Below are 14,118 nucleotides of genomic sequence, written 5' to 3' on the forward strand. Positions count from 1 at the left end.
CCTAGAAGGTCTTTCCGGCGGAACCGAGCTGCTTGGTGGCTTCCACAACGCGGGCCGCCAGTCCTGCCTCGGCGGCTGCGCCCCAGACGCGGGGATCGTAGGTCTTCTTGTTGCCCACTTCGCCGTCAACCTTCAGGACGCCGTCGTAGTTCTTGAACATGTGGTGTGCCACGGGACGCGTGTAGGCGTACTGGGTATCGGTGTCGATGTTCATCTTGATGGTGCCGTAGGAGACGGCGTCCGCGATTTCCTGGTCCGAGGAGCCGGAACCGCCGTGGAAGACGAGGTCGAACGGGTTGTCCTTGCCGATCTTGGCGCCCACCTGGGCCTGGATGTCCCTGAGGATCTCCGGGCGGAGCTTGACGCCGCCGGGCTTGTAGACGCCGTGGACGTTGCCGAAGGTCAGTGCGGTGATGTAGCGGCCGTTCTCGCCGGCGCCCAATGCCTCAACGGTGGCCAGGGCGTCCTCGACGGTGGTGTAGAGCTTTTCGTTGATCTCGTTCTCAACACCGTCCTCCTCGCCGCCCACGGTGCCGATCTCCACCTCGAGGATCATCTTGGCGGCAGCAGTGCGCTCCAGCAGTTCCCGTGCGATGCGCAGGTTCTCCTGCAGGGTCTCGGCGGAGCCGTCCCACATGTGCGAGTTGAACAGCGGGTTACGGCCGGCCTTGACCTCAGCCTCGGAAGCGGCCAGCAGGGGCAGGACAAAGCCGTCCAGCTTGTCCTTCGGGCAGTGGTCGGTGTGCAGCGCGATGTTCACGCCGTAGTTCTTCGCCACCTCGCGGGCGAACGCCGCGAAGCCCAGCGAACCGGCAACCATGTCCTTGGTGGACGCGCCGGACCAGTAAGCCGCACCGCCGGTGGAAACCTGGACAATGCCGTCGGACTCAGCTTCGGCGAAGCCGCGGAGGGCGGCGTTCAGCGTCTGCGAGGACGTCACGTTCACGGCCGGGAATGCGAAGCCGCCCGCCTTTGCGCGGTCGATCATCTCGGAGTAGATCTCTGGGGTTGCAATGGGCATGCTGACTCCTATGCTGAGGTTCGTCTTTGGGTTGGTAACCCTGGAGTACCGCTTACGGCTAGCACCATCCTAGTCATTTCCGTGCAGCCTGTGCTCCCGGTTACGCCCGCATCCCAAACCCGCAAGCCCGGCGCAAGCTACACGTGCTGGTTGAACACGTGCCGGCGCACCCAGGCGTGCATGGCGATGGCCGCGGCAGAGGCTGCGTTGATGGACCGGGTGGAGCCGAACTGCTCGATGGACAGGGTGGCCACGGCAGCCTCGTGGACCTCCGGCGTCAGCCCGGGTCCTTCCTGGCCGAACACCAGGACGCAGTCCCTGGGCAATTCATACGTCTCCAGCGGCACGGAGTCCGGGAAAATGTCGATCCCGATAATCGCCAGCCCCTCCCCCTGCGCCCAGGCCACGAAGTCCGCCACAGTGGGGTGGTGCCGGACGTGCTGGTAGCGGTCGGTGACCATGGCGCCCCGCCGGTTCCACCGGCGTCGTCCGATGATGTGCACTTCCTTGGCGAGGAACGCGTTGGCCGTCCGCACCACGGTGCCAATGTTGAGGTCGTGCTGCCAGTTCTCGATGGCGACGTGAAAGTTGTGGCGCCTGGAGTCCAGCTCCGCCACAATCGCCTCGTGCTTCCAGTAGCGGTACTTGTCCAGGACGTTGCGGCGGTCGCCGTCGGCGAGTAGATCGGGGTCCCAGTGGTCGCCTTCGGGCAGTTCGCCTTCCCAGGGCCCGACGCCGACCTCCGCCTTTTCAGGGGCAGCCTCCTCGGGTTCGGGCTGCTGGGGGTCGGACGTCATGCCGGGCGTTTGGTTCACCCCTCAACACTAGACTGGACCTTTCGGGCTTTCATCACAGGCATCACACGCGGAGGTAGGCATGGCAGACGAGGACAAGGTCAAGGGATCACCGGCGGTATACCGCAGCGGCCAGGAGATTGAATGCTGGCTGACGGACATGGACGGCGTGCTGGTCCACGAGAACCAGCCGATCCCCGGCGCCGCTGAGCTTATCCAGCGTTGGGTGGACACCTCCAAGCGCTTCCTGGTGCTGACCAATAACTCCATCTTCACCCCGCGCGACCTTGCTGCGCGCCTGCGCTCCTCCGGCCTCGAAATCCCCGAGGAGAACATCTGGACCTCCGCCCTGGCCACCGCGCAGTTCCTCAAGGACCAGGTGCGGGGCTCGGAATCCGGAAACCGCGCCTACACCATCGGCGAGGCAGGACTGACGACGGCGCTGCACGAGGCAGGCTTTATCCTCACGGACCAGAACCCGGACTTCGTGGTGCTCGGCGAGACGCGCACGTACTCTTTTGAAGCCATCACCATGGCCATCCGCCTGATCCTCGCGGGCGCCCGGTTCATCGCCACCAACCCGGACGCAACCGGCCCTTCCAAAGACGGACCCATGCCTGCCACCGGAGCCATCGCGGCCCTGATCACCAAGGCCACCGGACGTGAGCCGTACATCGTGGGCAAGCCGAACCCCATGATGTTCCGTTCGGCGATGAACCAGATCGACGCCCACTCCGAGACCACCGCCATGATCGGGGACCGGATGGACACGGACATCATCGCGGGCATGGAGGCGGGGCTCCACACCGTCCTGGTCCTCAGCGGCATCACCCACAAGGACGACATCGCTGCCTACCCCTTCCGGCCGAACCAGATCCTGAACTCCGTGGCGGACCTGAAGAACCAGATCTAGAACACCGTCACCCGGGAGCCGCCGCGCGGCAGCGGGAAGTGCTCATCCAGCAGTTCTTCCAGGATGGGCCGGTAGACGCCGGGGTTCCAGCCCGGGCTCGCATGGGCCGGCCTGGCGCCCTCTGTCTGCAGGGAGCTTGACACCATGTTCGCCTTGAAAGCTACGGCCCAGGCCTCCACGGCCGTCTGGTACCGGACGGTGCGGTCGCTGGGGTTGCCGATGTAGGCCATCTTGGCGCCGCCCAGTTTGTCCGCGAACCGGCTGCCCTCGAAGTGGTAGATGTACGCCGACTCGGACTGGATGAGCACGCTGGACGGGGCGATCGGCGACAGCTGCTCCAGGGTCTGGTCAAGGATCTGGCGCCAGCTCCGTTCGTCCTTATGGATGACCCGCTCCCCCAGCTCGTAGCCGCCGCGGAGGGTGGACGGGAACCGGAAACCGCGCTCATAAAGGAACACGACGCCGTCGAACCAGCTCTGGTCCAGGACGTCATGCTTGCTGTAGGGGCTGGAATCGAGAACGATGAACTGCACCTCCACGCCATGGATCTCCCGCAGGCGCGCGGCCACCTGGGTGGCCACCATCCCGCCGAAGCTGTGGCCGTAGAAGAACAACTTGGTGAGCTTCTGCGCCCGGACATGTTCGATGACCGCAATCACGATCTCGTCAATGTCCAGGCCCTGGTTGGAATACCCGACGGCGGCAAGCCGTGCGCGCTTGTTCAGCGCGCCGCGGAGGGAGTTGAGGATCCACTGGGCTTCTTCCCAACTCGTCTTATAGCCGGGAAAAAGGAACCAACTGGCATCGCGGTAGTAGAGATCGGCGAAGCCGTCATCAACGGGCAGGATCCTATTGGTCCGGCGCTGTGACTGCACCTGGCGGGTCAGCAGCATGTCCGCAGCGAGCAGTCCCGACGCACCGGCTCCCGACAGGAACCCGCGCCGGGAAAACTGTTTGAGGGCAGCACCTTCCGCCAGCAGCCGGGCCCCCGGAACCCCGGGCCGGTCCTGCGGACTTACCTCCCCCTCATACGGCACGCCTCTACCGTAGGCACACCTGAAGTTACCGCCGCAAGACGGCGCCCGTAACCATTGAGTGACGCCATGCAGCGAGCGGCGCTCAGCTGGCCGCCTGCCCCTCCGAGGCTGGAAGTGCTGCGCCGGAATCCTCCTGGCGTCGCCGCAGCTCTTCTCCGATGTCGTTGTAGCGGCCCAGCAGGTCCGAACCCGGGAACGCTTTCGGGCTGTCCAGCAGGGCAAAGATGGAGTCACTCGCGGTCAGCAGTTCCGCTTCCGAATACTCTTCCAAGGGCCGGCCGCACAACTCTTCCAGGCGGCCGACGGGCACCAGCGGAAACTCCTCGGCAAGGTCCTCGGCGTCCCCGCACCCGTCGGCCAGCCCTTCCATGAGTGCAAGCTCGGGTCCATCTGGATCGTTGCCCCCGGCCCGATCCCCGCTGCCACGGGAGACATCCAGGGAAACGCCGTCGCCATAGATTCCAGGCAGCGTACCGGTGTCAATGGCATTCAGATCGCTCCGCAGGCCGGCGAGGGCGGCGGACTCCACCAGCTCAGCCCCGGAAAGGTCAACGTGGATGTGGGAGCGGATGCCCATCCGCCTGATCCGTCGAATAATGTGGGCAAGTTCGGGCCGGGAGCCTTGATTCAGGCTTCCCCGGACACCGATCCGGACAATGTCGCCGGGGACATCGAGGTTAATAAAGGCATTTAGGGCGCGGTCCATAGGTACTCCAAAAGAGGTGTCTATGGCCGACGGCTCAACCTCGGTAAGCGTAACCTCCCCCGAAGCCCCGCACAACCCGTCAGTAACAAGGAAGGGAGCCTGCTATGCGCTCTGGTCCGCCTGGACTTTCCCCGGTTCCTGGAAGTGGGTCCGGGTGCCGGCACCGCCAACCGAATCAACCAAGGACTTGGCAATGTCCCTCAGCTTGGTGTTCGTGTTGCTGGACGCCTCTGTCAGGATGGCGACTGCAGCCTCCTGGCTGCACCTGTTCTGGGCCATCACAATGCCGATCGCGATGTCGATGATGGTGCGGGACTCCAGGGTGGCCCGGAGGTTTGCCGCGCTGTCGGTGTGAAGCGAGAAGCGTACGGCCAGCCGCAGCGCCTGGGAGATCTCCCGGGTGAATTCACGCGCCCTGGCAGTGGCACGCTCATCGAACTTGTGCGGGGCATCGGAGTACAGGTTCAGGGCCGCCTTCGCTTCCCCCTGCAGGTTGAAAGGCAGGGACAGCACGGACCGGAGGCCGTGGGAGGCCACGGCTGTTGCGTAGTCAGGGCCCCAGCGGTTCTCCTCGAACAGGTCCGGAACGTGGACTTCGCGCTCCTCCTGGGCGGCGGTGAGGCACGGTCCCTGCGAGAGCGAATACTGGATCTGGTCCACTTCCCGGGCCGAATCGCTGCTCCAGCCGATGGTGGCAGCCTTGCGGTCGCGGAGCAGCGTGATGCCGCAGAGCGCGTCGTCGCCGTCGCCGGCCATTTGGTGCGCGGAAAAGCGGGCGAGCTCGTTGAGGAAGTCCTCGAAGTCGGCACTCTCCAGGATCAGGTTCTGGACCTGGTCGGTGGTGCTCAAAGGCTGTTCAGGGGGGAGCATGGTGCACGTTCTCCGTACGGGATAGAGGGTTACCGCAAATGATAGAGCAGCCCCACGGCCCGGTCCACACCGCGGGCGGCCCAAGGCCGGCCCGCGAGGCGAACGTAACGGGAAAGGCTAGGAAAGCCCCAGCTCATCCTTGCCGAAGGCGAACAGGTAAGGCACACCGGTTTCCGCTTCGATCTTTTCCTTGGCGCCCGTATCACGGTCCACGATGACGGCCACAGCCACCACGTTGCCGCCAGCCTTCCGGACGCCCTCCACGGCCGTCAGGGCCGAGCCGCCGGTAGTGGATGTGTCCTCCAGGACCAGCACTTTCCGCCCTTCAACCGACGGGCCCTCCACCTGCCGGCCCATGCCATAGGACTTCTGCGCCTTGCGGACCACAAACGCGTCGACGGTCCGACCTGCGTCCGCTGCAGCGTGCATGACCGCGGTACCCACCGGGTCCGCGCCCATGGTGAGTCCGCCGGCGCACTCAAAGTCGATCCCGGCGTCGTCCGCCAGGGCCAGCATCACCTGGCCAACCAGCTTGGAGGCCTCGTGGTGCAGCGTGATGCGGCGCAGGTCGATGTAGTAGTCAGCCTCGGCTCCGCTGGAGAGGATCACCTTGCCGCGGACCACGGCGAGTTCCTTGATCAGTTCCAGCAGTCGGGCGCGGGCGGCTGCAGTATCCACTGCAGTGTCACTGGGGGAAGTCATGGACTCCAGTTTAGTGGGGGCGGCCCGGTGTGGATGCTTGAGCGTTGTTGACACTGCTGGCTAGGCTGGTCCCCATGCGCGAACTCCAGGCCAGCATCATCAAAGAAATGGGCGTACAGCCCCGGATCGATCCTGCCGGGGAGGTACGCAAGCGCGTCACGTTCCTGAAGCATTACCTGAAGGCCACCCATACCAAGGGCTTCGTTCTGGGCATTTCCGGGGGGCTGGACTCTTCCCTGGCGGGCAAGCTGGCCCAGCTGGCCGTCGAGGAGCTAGAGGCCGAGGGGGTGGAAGCCAACTTCGTGGCGGTTCGCCTGCCCTACGGCGTCCAGCATGACGAGGAAGACGCCCAGGCTGCCCTCGACTTCATCAAGCCCAAGACGGAGTGGACGTTCAACATCTCCGCGGCGGTTGACGGCTTCGAGGACGAGTTCGAAAAAACCGTTGGAACGGAAATTTCCGACTTCCACAAGGGCAACACCAAGGCGCGGACCCGCATGATCGCCCAGTACGCCCTGGCCGGAGAACACAATTACCTGGTCATTGGCACGGACCACGGCGCCGAGTCCGTAACGGGCTTCTTCACCAAGTACGGCGACGGCGGCGCGGACATCCTGCCGCTGTTCGGCCTGAACAAGCGGCAGAACCGTGCCCTGCTGGCCGAGCTCGGCGCCCCGGCCCGAGTATGGGAAAAGGTGCCCACCGCGGACCTGCTGGACGACAGGCCGGGCCGCACCGATGAGGACGAGCTGGGCCTGAGCTATGACCAGATCGACGACTACCTGGAAGGCCGGGATGTTCCCGAGTCCGTGGCCAAGTCGATTGAAGAAAAGTACCTGCGCACCCGGCACAAGCGCACGGTCCCCGTGACCATCTTTGACACCTGGTGGAAGAGCGAGGGTCCGGAGGAGCCGCGGGCCGGGCTGTAGCCCGCCGCAGCCTCCCCCACCATCAGGGGAGGCACGACGGCGCGCCGCACCGAGAGGGTCGGTGCGCCGTCGTGCCTTGCCCTGGAAGGCAGGAGGGACTCAGCGGGGCAGGCGGGCCTTCTCGCCGCCCAACTGCTGCGTGATCCGGTGGGCCTCCGCCATCAGCAGGCCGCCCAGTTCTTCCTGCCGGTCGGGCTTGAACCGCGGCTCGATTCCGGTGAGTGAGAGGGCCCAGGCGGGCCGGCCGGCCTGATCGAACACCGCCGCGCCCATGCCCCAGCTGCCTTCCAGGACCAGCCCGGGATTCACCGAGTAGCCCTCCAGCCGGGTCCGGGCAAGGTTGGCCCGGACCAGTTCCTCCGTGTGGGCGGCGGCGAAACTGCCGGCGTGTTCCACCCAGTGGCTGAACAGCTCCTCCTGCTCCGCCTCGGGCAGGAAGGCCATGATTGCTGTGCCCGCGGAGGCCACGCCGAGGGGGAACCGCACGCCCTCGTGCAGCACGAAGGACCGGACCGGAAAGCTGCCTTCCTCACGCAGCAGGCACACCGTTTCGGAACCACGCCGGATGGAGAAGAACGCACTCTCGCCGGTGGCTTCGGCAAGCCGGCGGAGGCTGGGCCTGGCGATGTCCTCCAGCGGAAACCTAGCCGACGCCACTGATCCCATCAGGAGGATCTCGGGCCCTAAAACCCAGTTGCCGCTTCCGGCATCGTGGTCGAGCAGCCCCTCGGAAGCCAGGGAGGAGAGGAGCCGGTGGACCGTGGGCCTCGTGAGGCCTGATTCCTGCACCAGCGCGGCCAGGGACATCCCCTCCGCGCTGCGACCGACCAGCCGCAGCAATCCGGCGATGCGGCTTACCACTTGGGCTCCCTGCACGGGAATTTGGCTCATTTCACTCCTTCGATGTCCATAATGTGGATAGTGATCAGCGTACCGTCCACACTATAGAACGGGCTAGTTTCGGCATCCTGCGACCGCCTTGACACCCCCAAAGACTCCCCGTACTGTCCCTTTCCAGACCTACTGTCCACAAAGTGGATGACTGCAGGACACTCAATGAGGAGACGCCATGACCAAACTCCAGCCAACTGCCGCCGCCGCACTGGAAGGGGGCCTGCGGGACGGCATAACCCTGGCTGTGGGCGGATTCGGCCTCAGCGGCATACCCGCAGACCTGATTGAAGCGGTGCGCGATTCCGGGGTGAAGGACCTGACGGTGGTCTCGAACAACATGGGTGTGGACGGCAAGGGCCTGGGCATCCTGATCGAGGCCGGCCAGGTCCGCAAGGTCATCGCAAGCTATGTGGGCGAAAACAAGCTCTTTGCGGAGCAGTACCTGGCCGGACGGCTTGAGGTTGAGTTCACGCCGCAGGGAACCCTGGCCGAGCGCCTGCGGGCAGGCGGCGCCGGCATCCCTGCTTTCTACACCAGGACCGGCGTGGGAACCCTGGTTGCCGAAGGCAAGCCGCACGAGGTGTTCGACGGCGAAACGTACGTCCAGGAGCGGGCCATCCGGGCCGACGTCGCGCTTGTCCACGCGCACACCGCGGACACGGACGGTAACCTCACGTACCGCTACACCGCCCGCAACTTCAACCCCGTCATTGCAACGGCAGGGCTGCTGACCATCGCGGAGGCGGAAGTCATCGTCGAACCAGGCGCACTGGACCCCAACCACATCGTCACGCCCGGCGTGTACGTCCAGCGGCTTGTCCAGGCCAGCAGCAGGATCAAGGACATCGAGCAGCGGACCGTCCGGCCGCGCGTCATGTCCGTTGATGCCGAACCACTGGCCGTCTGAAAACCGAACCCACCGAGGAGTACACCATCATGGCTTGGACCAGGGATGAAATGGCTGCCATCGCAGCCGAGGAACTGAACGACGGCGACTACGTCAACCTGGGCATCGGCATCCCCACGCTGGTGGCCAACAACCTGCCCGAGGGCGTGCGGGTGGTGCTGCAGAGCGAAAACGGGCTGCTGGGCATGGGACCGTTCCCGTACGAGGGCGAAGAGGACGCCGACCTCATCAATGCGGGCAAGCAGACTGTCACCGTATTGCCAGGCGGGAGCATTTTCGATTCCGCCACCTCCTTCGGCATGATCCGCGGCGGCCACGTGAAGGTCGCCATCCTCGGCGCCATGCAGGTTTCCGGCAGCGGCGACCTCGCCAACTGGACCATCCCCGGCAAGATGGTCAAGGGCATGGGCGGGGCCATGGACCTGGTGGCCGGTACGCCGCGGGTGGTGGTCCTCACCGAACACAACGCCAAAGACGGTTCGGCCAAGATCGTGCGGGAGTGCACTCTTCCACTGACCGGCCTCGGCGTGGTGGACCGGATCATCAGCGACCTCGCAGTGTTTGACCTTGTGAAGAACGGGCAGGCACCAGGAGGCGGCCGGCAGCTCACGCTGACCCGCCTCGCGCCGGGGGTCACCGTGGAGGAGATCCGCGAAAAGACGGAAGCGGAGTTCGCTGTCGCATTGGAAGAAGCAGCCCTGGAAGGAGCTTCAGCATGAGCCTCAAGGAACAGTTCGGCAAGGATGTCCTGCTCACGGGCTGGGGCCACAGCCGATTCGGCAAACTGACGGACGAGACCCTGGAATCCCTGATCGTCCAGGTGTCCGCCGAGGCCATCAGCAATGCCGGCATCGAGCCCGGCCAGATCGACGAGATTTACCTCGGGCAATTCAACTCCGGCATGATGCCGCTGGCGTTCCCGTCGTCGCTGGCGCTGCAGGTCTCCCCCGACTTGGCGAACGTCGCCGCCACGCGTGTGGAGAACGCCTGCGCCTCTGGTTCCGCTGCCTTCCAGCAGGGCACCAAGTCGCTGCTGGCGGGCACGGCCAAGACCGTGCTGGTGATCGGCGCGGAGAAGATGACCCACGCGGGCGCCGAAGTTGTGGGGGCGGGTCTGCTGGGCGCCGACTATGACATGGCCGGCAAGGCGTCCACCACTGGATTCACCGGGCTCTTCGCCGAGGTGGCCAAGCACTACGGGAAGCGGTACGGCGACGGGAAACTGGGCGACGTCCTGGGCAGTATCGCCGCCAAGAACCACCGCAACGGCGTGGACAATCCCTATGCCCAGCTCCGCAAGGACCTCGGCGAGGACTTCTGCCGCACCGTCTCGGACAAGAACCCCATGGTGGCCGATCCCCTGCGCCGCACGGACTGTTCCCCCGTCTCGGACGGTGCCGCCGCCGTCGTGCTGTCAACCTCCGCAACCGGCGGTGCCACTGCGCCCGTGCGGCTCGCAGGCTTTGGCCACGCGAACGATTTCTTCCCCGCGGCCCGCCGTGACCCCGTGGCCTTCGAGGCCACCCGCGCCTCGTGGCAGCGCGCGCTGGCGATGGCCGGCGTCGGGCTGGCGGACCTGGACTTCGCCGAAGTCCATGACTGCTTCACCATCGCCGAACTGCTGATGTACGAGGCCATGGGCCTGACGGAGCCCGGCCAGGGCGCCCGCGCCATCGAAGAAGGCTGGGTGTACAGGGACGGCAAGCTGCCCGTCAACGTCTCTGGCGGCCTCAAGGCGAAGGGCCACCCCGTGGGCGCAACCGGCGTCTCCCAGCACGTCATCGCCGCCATGCAGCTCACGGGGACCGCGGGCGACATGCAGCTCGCGGCCCCCCGCCGGGCTGCCGTCCAGAACATGGGCGGCGTGGGCATCGCCAACTACGTCAGCGTGCTCGAGGCCGCCTAAACTCCTAGCCGCGGTGACGGAGCAGGTTGGCGATCTCCGTAAAGCCCAGGCGTTCGGCATTCTGGAGGGCGGTCCTGCCCTCCGGATCGCGGATTTCCGGGTCGGCGCCGGCTGCAAGGAGAAGCCTGACCACCTCCTGCTGGCGGGGACCACCGCTGTTCAGCAGGATGGCCTCCTGCATGGCGGTCCAGCCCAGGTTGTTGACGTGGTTGACAGGCACGCCGGCGTCGATCAGGATCCGGACAGTGTCCACGTGGCCGTGCTCGCTGGCCGGGATCAGTGCGGTGCCGCCGTATCGGTTGGTGCTGGCGACATCGGCTCCGGCCGCCAGCGTCAATCCGAGCACCTCGTTGAATCCTTCGGCCCCCGCGTACAGGAAAGCCGAGTCCTGGAGGGCGTCCTTGGCATTGACGTTCCCGCCGCGGCGAATCAGCTCCCTGACCAACGGGACGTCGTTGGCCTTGGCAGCAGTGACGAGGTCCTGGTCGAGTTGCGCCTGTTCCCCGGCGGACAGGGCCGGCGGGGGAGGCGCGGCGGGCGCCGTTGCAGGAGGCCCCCCTTTCGTGCTTTCAGGGGACGACGCCGGAGCAGCCTGCGGCGGCCGGGCCTCCTTCGGCCCCGCCTGGCACGCCGTCATGGACAAGGCCAGGGAAAGGACCAGGCCAAGCGCCCCGGACCTCAAAACCGGCATCATTCCGCGCCGCCCAGCCTACTGGCCGGCAGCAGCAGCGATGGCATCAGCGCCGGCTGCAGCACAGGCTTCATCCAGGGCACCGTCCGGAGCGCCGCCGACGCCGATGCCGGCCACCGAAACACCGTTAACCTTCAGCGGGAGGCCGCCGGCCAGGAAGAGCGTGCCCGGAAGGTCCGCGATGCTGGGGCCCGTTCCGTTGATCCGCTTGGCGAGCTCGCTGGTGGGGGTCCCGAAAGCTGCCGCCGTGTAGGCCTTCTCCCGGGCGGCCTCAATCGTGTGTTCGGCCGCATTGTCGCCCCGCAGGAGTGCCTGTACGGTCCCGAAGCGGTCCACCACCGCTACAGTCACGAACGGCAGATTGTCCGCCTGGCACTTAGCCAGCGCGGCCTGGACAGCCTTGGCCGAGGCGCCCACCGAAATGCGGTTCTGCTGCACCACGTTGGCGGGCACAGGCTGGATGTCAACGGCCGGGACGGCCGAGGGGGCAGGCCCGGCGCCCGCATTCGCGGCAGCCGTCACCCCGGCGGTCAGGGCAAGGGCGCCGGCGGCTGCCGCGGCGACTACTTTTGTGGACTTTTTCATGGTGTTTCCTTTGGTCGGCCATCGCTTGAAGCGGGTACGTTTTCCATCCTTCCGCCCCGGATGCCTCCTGCCATCGGGCCTTCGGCTGCTTACCGCTGCTCCATAAAGCCAGCCGTATCAGCCAAAAGGCGGAGAGACGCCGCAGGGACCCGGGCAATAACATGGTGGATACCGTTCCTTCCATCCCGAACCGGAATCCCCATGCCCACCCGAGCGTCCGTTCCATCCCCGGCCGAGGCCTCCGCAGAGAGCCAACCACCCTCCCTGGTCCGGTCCAGCACCCCGTCCGCTGTACCGTCCGCAGGCGGCCTGCCGGGCCTGGCGTCCCTGGCCGGCATCGGCTTGGCCGTTCATCTTGGTTTCGCGGTGCTGCTGGTGGCGTCGCTGGTCCGCTACGTGATGCGGCACAGCCCGGCGGACAACCTGATGGTCCTCGGACTGGCCGCCGTCGCCTGCCTGTTGTACGCCGTCGTGGCCGTGCTGGCCCGGCGCGGGCACCCCGGGGCTCCATGGATGTTCGCCCTGGTGGCAGTCTGGGCAGTCCTGGTGGTTGCAGCTCCGAGCTTTGCCTGGTGCTCGTTTGCGCTCTTCTTCCTCAGCCGCTACGCCCTGTCCGGCGCCGCAGCGTACGCCGCGGCTGGAATCACGGCCGCTGCCACCGCTGCCGGCCTGTTCCGGATGAGCGGCGGCACGGACCTGGCCATGCTCCTCGGCCCGCTGGCCGTGGGCGCCATGCTGACGCTCATCTATGACCGGATCCAGCACGACGCCGAGGAGCAGCGCCGCCTTCACGCCGAGGTTTCACTGGCCCAGGAACAGCTGGCGGCGAGCGAGCGGCGCGCGGGCACCATCGCCGAGCGGGAACGGGTCTCCCGGGAAATCCACGACACCGTTACCCAGGGGTTGGCCAGCAGCCTGCTCCTGCTCGAGGCCGCAGGGCGGGCCTGGCCAAGTGACGCGGCGCGGCGGGATCTCCGCGAAGCCACTGTGCTGCTGCGGGGCAACCTGTCCGAGACCCGCAGCCTGGTGCACGAGCTCGCGTCCCCGGGCCTGGACGGGTCTCCGCTGCCCGAAGCCCTGCTCCTCGCGGCACGGCAATATGTTCCGGAGGCCAGGCTCCTGGTCACCGGGGAGCCACGTCCTGTTTCCCCGGAGGTCCGCCACGCGCTGCTGCGGGTAGTGCAGAGCGCCGCCTCCAACATCCGGCTGCACGCCTCCGCGGGCGCAGCCGCCGTGACCCTCGGCTTCCTTCCCGAGGCGGTTACCCTGGACATTTACGACGACGGCGCAGGCTTCGACCCGGCGGCGGCAGCACCGCCGTCGGACGCCGGCGGTTATGGGCTGCGGGCCATGCGGCAACGGGTGGAGCAGCTGGGCGGCGTTCTTTCGGTGCAAAGCGCGCCCGGGGAAGGGACCATCGTGGCCGCCCAGTTGCCTTTGCCCTCCGCCGGACAGGGCACTGCGGACACTGCAGGGGCCCCGGCATGAGCACGATCACCGTCCTGCTGGTGGACGACCACCTGGTGGTGAGGAGCGGGCTGCGGGCCCTCCTGGGGACGCAGCCCGACCTGCAGGTGATCGGAGAGGCAGCATCCGGGGAAGAAGCGGTGGAGCGGGTGCAGGAGCACTCCCCTGCCGTGGTGGTCATGGACCTCGCCATGGGCTCCGGCATGGACGGGATCGAGGCCATCAGGAAGATCCGCCAACGCAACAGGGGCCAGGCGATCCTCGTGTTCACCACGTACGACTCCGACGCGGATATTGTGCGGGCAGTCGATGCCGGCGCCATGGGATACCTGCTGAAGGATGCAGCTCCGGAGGAAATCTTCGCTGCCATCCGGGGAGCGGTCCAGGGCAAGAGCGTCATGAGCCCGCCAGTGGCGTCGCGGCTGTTCCAGCAACTGCGCAATCCGGAGGAAATCCTCACTCCCCGGGAGGCCGAACTGCTGAGCCTCCTCACGGAGGGACTGAGCAACCGCGAACTCGGCCGGCGCCTTTTTATCTCGGAAGCCACGGTGAAGACGCACCTGGCCCACATCTACGCCAAGCTCGGGGTGGACACCAGAGCGGCCGCAATTGCCACCGCCATCCGACGCGAAGGCATGCGTTGACCTCGCCAAATGTTGCCCAACCCTTGCAAGCGCGGCTTCCGCCCCGTACGTT

16 protein-coding genes are annotated in these 14,118 nt (G+C 66.4%); 7 read left to right on the forward strand and 9 right to left on the reverse strand.

What is annotated here, in order from left to right:
- Nucleotide 1: 1 nt before the first annotated feature.
- The gene (fbaA, locus tag GK109_RS07205) at nucleotides 2–1,021 is read right to left on the reverse strand and encodes a class II fructose-bisphosphate aldolase (RefSeq protein WP_157239383.1); all 1,020 of its coding nucleotides are present in this window, start codon (nucleotides 1,019–1,021) and stop codon (nucleotides 2–4) included.
- Nucleotides 1,022–1,158: 137 nt separating this feature from the next.
- On the reverse strand, nucleotides 1,159–1,818 hold the full coding sequence (locus GK109_RS07210) for a TrmH family RNA methyltransferase (protein WP_157242735.1): 660 nt from the start codon (nucleotides 1,816–1,818) through the stop codon (nucleotides 1,159–1,161).
- Nucleotides 1,819–1,897: 79 nt separating this feature from the next.
- On the opposite strand from GK109_RS07210, the gene GK109_RS07215 reads away from it, so the two are divergent.
- Entirely contained in the window at nucleotides 1,898–2,728 is an 831-nt protein-coding gene (locus GK109_RS07215; protein ID WP_157239385.1) for an HAD-IIA family hydrolase, read from the forward strand.
- Here GK109_RS07215 and GK109_RS07220 read toward each other — a convergent pair.
- From GK109_RS07220 to pyrE, 4 genes are all read right to left on the reverse strand, one after another.
- On the reverse strand, nucleotides 2,725–3,765 hold the full coding sequence (locus tag GK109_RS07220; RefSeq protein ID WP_321215236.1) for an alpha/beta fold hydrolase: 1,041 nt from the start codon (nucleotides 3,763–3,765) through the stop codon (nucleotides 2,725–2,727). The genes GK109_RS07215 and GK109_RS07220 overlap by 4 nt on opposite strands.
- Before the next feature lie 82 nt (nucleotides 3,766–3,847).
- Nucleotides 3,848–4,471: a hypothetical protein gene (locus tag GK109_RS07225; RefSeq protein WP_157239387.1), complete on the reverse strand. Its 624-nt coding sequence runs from the start codon at nucleotides 4,469–4,471 to the stop codon at nucleotides 3,848–3,850.
- A 102-nt stretch (nucleotides 4,472–4,573) separates the two neighbouring features.
- Nucleotides 4,574–5,341: a GAF and ANTAR domain-containing protein gene (locus tag GK109_RS07230; RefSeq protein ID WP_157239389.1), complete on the reverse strand. Its 768-nt coding sequence runs from the start codon at nucleotides 5,339–5,341 to the stop codon at nucleotides 4,574–4,576.
- Nucleotides 5,342–5,458: 117 nt separating this feature from the next.
- The gene (gene pyrE, locus GK109_RS07235) at nucleotides 5,459–6,043 is read right to left on the reverse strand and encodes an orotate phosphoribosyltransferase (RefSeq protein WP_157239391.1); all 585 of its coding nucleotides are present in this window, start codon (nucleotides 6,041–6,043) and stop codon (nucleotides 5,459–5,461) included.
- A gap of 74 nt (nucleotides 6,044–6,117) precedes the next feature.
- Here pyrE and nadE point away from each other — a divergent pair, with 74 nt between their 5' ends.
- Nucleotides 6,118–6,972 (forward strand): ammonia-dependent NAD(+) synthetase, encoded by an 855-nt coding sequence (nadE, locus tag GK109_RS07240; protein WP_157239392.1) that lies wholly within the window; start codon nucleotides 6,118–6,120, stop codon nucleotides 6,970–6,972.
- A 99-nt stretch (nucleotides 6,973–7,071) separates the two neighbouring features.
- Here the strand turns inward: nadE and GK109_RS07245 are convergent, their stop codons facing one another.
- Nucleotides 7,072–7,863, reverse strand: a complete 792-nt coding sequence (locus GK109_RS07245; RefSeq protein WP_157239394.1) for an IclR family transcriptional regulator — start codon at nucleotides 7,861–7,863, stop codon at nucleotides 7,072–7,074.
- Between the two features lie 178 nt (nucleotides 7,864–8,041).
- Here GK109_RS07245 and GK109_RS07250 point away from each other — a divergent pair, with 178 nt between their 5' ends.
- Genes GK109_RS07250 through GK109_RS07260 form a run of 3 tightly spaced genes read left to right on the forward strand, consistent with a single transcriptional unit; the run spans nucleotide 8,042 to nucleotide 10,679 of the window.
- Complete coding sequence (locus GK109_RS07250; protein ID WP_157239396.1) at nucleotides 8,042–8,773, forward strand: CoA transferase subunit A; 732 nt, start codon at nucleotides 8,042–8,044, stop codon at nucleotides 8,771–8,773.
- 29 nt (nucleotides 8,774–8,802) lie between these two features.
- Nucleotides 8,803–9,492, forward strand: coding sequence for a CoA transferase subunit B (locus tag GK109_RS07255; protein ID WP_157239398.1), 690 nt, complete (start codon nucleotides 8,803–8,805; stop codon nucleotides 9,490–9,492).
- Nucleotides 9,489–10,679, forward strand: a complete 1,191-nt coding sequence (locus GK109_RS07260) for an acetyl-CoA acetyltransferase (RefSeq protein WP_157239400.1) — start codon at nucleotides 9,489–9,491, stop codon at nucleotides 10,677–10,679. Before GK109_RS07255 ends, GK109_RS07260 begins: the two co-directional genes overlap by 4 nt.
- 4 nt (nucleotides 10,680–10,683) lie before the next feature.
- Here the strand turns inward: GK109_RS07260 and GK109_RS07265 are convergent, their stop codons facing one another.
- Complete coding sequence (locus GK109_RS07265) at nucleotides 10,684–11,373, reverse strand: ankyrin repeat domain-containing protein (RefSeq protein WP_231754818.1); 690 nt, start codon at nucleotides 11,371–11,373, stop codon at nucleotides 10,684–10,686.
- A 15-nt stretch (nucleotides 11,374–11,388) separates the two neighbouring features.
- Nucleotides 11,389–11,955: a heme-binding protein gene (locus tag GK109_RS07270; protein WP_157239402.1), complete on the reverse strand. Its 567-nt coding sequence runs from the start codon at nucleotides 11,953–11,955 to the stop codon at nucleotides 11,389–11,391.
- A 201-nt stretch (nucleotides 11,956–12,156) separates the two neighbouring features.
- On the opposite strand from GK109_RS07270, the gene GK109_RS07275 reads away from it, so the two are divergent.
- The gene (locus GK109_RS07275; RefSeq protein ID WP_157239404.1) at nucleotides 12,157–13,443 is read left to right on the forward strand and encodes a sensor histidine kinase; all 1,287 of its coding nucleotides are present in this window, start codon (nucleotides 12,157–12,159) and stop codon (nucleotides 13,441–13,443) included.
- Complete coding sequence (locus tag GK109_RS07280) at nucleotides 13,440–14,066, forward strand: response regulator transcription factor (RefSeq protein ID WP_157239406.1); 627 nt, start codon at nucleotides 13,440–13,442, stop codon at nucleotides 14,064–14,066. The genes GK109_RS07275 and GK109_RS07280 overlap by 4 nt, the downstream gene beginning before the upstream one ends.
- Nucleotides 14,067–14,118: the final 52 nt, after the last annotated feature.

The sequence above is a fragment of the Pseudarthrobacter sp. GA104 genome (genome assembly GCF_009741265.1).
Classification (GTDB): Bacteria; Actinomycetota; Actinomycetes; order Actinomycetales; family Micrococcaceae; genus Arthrobacter.